The sequence below is a fragment of the Pedobacter sp. 01N416 genome (genome assembly GCF_056399685.1).
Map to the genome: position 1 here is coordinate 1 of NZ_JBFTRT010000564.1, position 3,284 is coordinate 3,284.

Below are 3,284 nucleotides of genomic sequence, written 5' to 3' on the forward strand. Positions count from 1 at the left end.
GGTTAATCCTCCGCGAAGATGGTTTTACAAGAAACGGCCTTCCCGGACACGATTTACAGCAAATCAGCCCACTTTGTAAAACACATCGGAATAAGAAATATAATTTTGATTTTAAGGTAATTAGAACATCTCTATTTTGGTTCTCGATGAATCCAATCCTGCTTTCAGAAGCATAAAGCCGCTTAAAATGAGCTGATTGACCACTTTCAAGCGAAATCTGGTGAACAATATAGGCCGAAAAGTAAGATTCATAAAATTCTAACGAACATTCACCTTCAATTCTCATAATTGCCACCAAAAGTGGGAAAGAACCATTTTTATCGTAACACCCACTTAAATGAATACTCCATTCAAATTCTGGATAATGATAGCATACTTATTCCTTTTGAAAGTTCTGAAATCCAAGTAGATTATCATTATGCCAATAAAAGAGTTTTATTTTCTCTCTCTAGTTTTCCAATCTGGGTGAACTAGTTATCATTTATTCTATATCTAATTATTACTATTTAGCATTTTAGTTACATTTCTAAAGAAGCGTTGCAGCAATGAACTTTTTTCAGTAATAATTTCTACATCTGCCTGCATTCCATTTTTAAGCACTATTTTTCGATTAGAATCTTTATTTTCAAATTGCTCGAAACTTACTTTAGCGAGAAAAACACTGTCCTTATACGCTACATCAGAGATATACGAAAGCCGACCTCCTATAATACCGTATTGCTCAAATGGAAAGCTTTTCAGTTTTACCAAGACACGTTCACCCTCATGTATTTTACCCATATTATACTGAGGAATCTGTATCTCGCCAAAAAAAATGGCATTACCTGGGTTCACAATAAATACTTCCTGATCAGCAACTACATTTTGGTTCTCTTGTATTATGCCTGCAAAACTCAGTTTGCCTGCCAAAGGTGCTCTTAAAATATGCTCCAATATCCAATTATCACTTTCAGTTACACATTGATTTAAAGCCTGTACAAATTTTGCCTGCTCTTCGGCAATAGTGTGCTTAATATCCAATAATTCTTTTTCCTTTGCTGTGTAGCTGCTGGAATTGTTCAGTATCGCAGTTTCTGTTTGTTGGAGTGGATATTTGGCTGACAAAAATTTGTTTTCCTGCTGCGTGAACTCACTTCTAGAGATTACCTTGTTCTTAAATAGTTTTTGATAGGCTTTATATTCTTCTTCTTGATTGGCATATTCGAGTTTTTGAATCTTCTCTTGTTTGAGGATTTGATTTTTCAAGGTATTAATATCTCTTAAATCCCGTTCTAAAAAAGCCAGTTTGTTTACATAGTATCCATCTTGTTGAGTAGATTGATATTGTAAATACTGCTGATAAAAATTTTGATAGCTGCTTTGAAGTTCCCCTAAATTTAAATTGGCAGGTAACACCAAAATTTCATTAATATTTTTTAAGACTTTTATCTGAAATATCTTTAGCTGTTTATTTATATGCAACACATTTTCAGGATTTGCCGTACTTTCGAAATAGGCTAGAGATTGATTTTTCTTAACCATTTGTCCATCTTTTACAAGCAGCGCAGTTAATTTCCCATTCCGTTTTGCCAAAACCGTTTTTGGCGCATTTAACGAGTTTACCTTCAGACTCGTTTTGACAACATCAGGATATTCTATCAATGCCGAAAGCAAAATAATGCCACCCAGAACGGCAAAAATCAATGTAATGCCCCAGCGTAAAATCCAGTTGGGTACAGCATTAATGATTTCATTTACCTCTTCACTATTCTGGTATATTTTTTTTTGTGTTATTGGCATTTTTATAATTATATTAGTTACCAAGCTCTAACTGGTTTTTAACCAAACTGTAGTATTCTCCTTTACTTTTTGTAAGATCTTCATGGGTTCCCTGTTCTACAATAATCCCATTATCCAGCACCACAATATTATCAGCATTTTTAACTGTACTTAGGCGATGAGCCACTACAACTACCGTTCTACCTTGAAAAAAATCATTTAAATTTTCCATAATTACCTTTTCATTATTGGCGTCTAATGCATTCGTTGCCTCATCGAAAAAGATATATTCTGGATTTTTATAAACAGCTCGTGCTATTAAAATTCGCTGTTTCTGTCCTGCACTTATTCCGTTGCCTTCAGCACCAATTTTGGTATTCAATCCTAATGGTAGGCTATCAATTAAATCTTCAATATTTGCTATTTTGATAGCGTGCTGTAGCTTATTTGTATCTGGATATTCATCAGTCACGGCAATATTTTTGGCAATACTATCCGAAAAAATAAAACCATCCTGCATAACTGTTCCGCATTGTTTACGCCAATAACCATGGCTAATTTGATCAAGATAACTAGCTCCTATTCTAATATCACCTTTTTGAGGAGTATAAAATCTAAGCAGGAGTTTGAGTAATGTAGTTTTTCCACTACCGCTCATCCCAACTATGGCGGTGGTTTTGCCCTGAGGAATTGATAGGTCTATGCTTTTAAGAACTGGTTCATTTCCCGCGCCTGGATAGGTAAAGCTTAAATTATTAACCGAAATGCTTTGGTTACTTGGTAATTGTTTAAGAAATTGTTGGCTGACAGGCTCCTCATCGTCCATTTCATGGATTTCGTTCAGTCGTTCCAGGCTGATTTTTGCATCTTGAAAAGATTGTATAAATCCTAGCAACTGCTCTATTGGGCTGTTTACCTGACCTATAATATATTGTACTGCCATCATTCCTCCTAAGGTCAAATCGCCATTTATTACGGACTTAGCCACGAGAAAAGTAATCAAGATATTTTTACCTTCGTTAATAAAGAAAGCACCAGCTTGCTGTAGTTGCCCTAGCGATAAACTTTTAATACTGAACCTGAAAAGGCCAGCCTGCAGATGTTCCCATTCCCACCGCTTTTGCTGCTCGCAGTTGTTCAATTTTATTTCCTGCATACCACCTATCAACTGAACTATACTATTCTGATTTTTGGCTGAAATATCAAACCGTTTAATGTCAAGATCTCTTCTCCGTTTTAAAAAAGCCATAACCCAAAGTGAATATAATGCGCTACTTATCAAAAAGATCACAAATATATGAATGTTATAATAGGCCAAAATGATGGTAAAAACGACTAGATTGAACATGGAAAAAATTGTATTCAACGTTGAACCTGTTAAAAAAGACTCTATTCGGTGTTGATCATTCATCCGTTGCATGATATCGCCAGTCATCTTTGTATCGAAAAAGCTCATCGGCAGTTTCATCAATTTAATGAGAAAATCTGTCAGAATAGAAATATTTACCCTAGTACTTATATGGAGA

The 3,284-nt window shown here is 35.0% G+C and carries 2 protein-coding genes; both read right to left on the reverse strand.

The genetic code is table 11. The features are described from left to right. Positions 1 to 492 precede the first annotated feature (492 nt). Complete coding sequence (locus tag AC1DND_RS23665) at positions 493 to 1,779, reverse strand: beta-barrel domain-containing protein (protein WP_477585035.1); 1,287 nt, start codon at positions 1,777 to 1,779, stop codon at positions 493 to 495. A 13-nt stretch (positions 1,780 to 1,792) separates the two neighbouring features. Beyond that, positions 1,793 to 3,284 (reverse strand): peptidase domain-containing ABC transporter (locus AC1DND_RS23670; RefSeq protein WP_477585036.1); only part of this gene is annotated, 1,492 nt, incomplete at its 5' end.

Excerpts from the sequence above, each read along its gene's own strand:
- AC1DND_RS23665 (WP_477585035.1), bottom strand. The coding sequence starts at position 1,779 with ATGCCAATAACACAAAAAAAAATATACCAGAATAGTGAAGAGGTAAAT.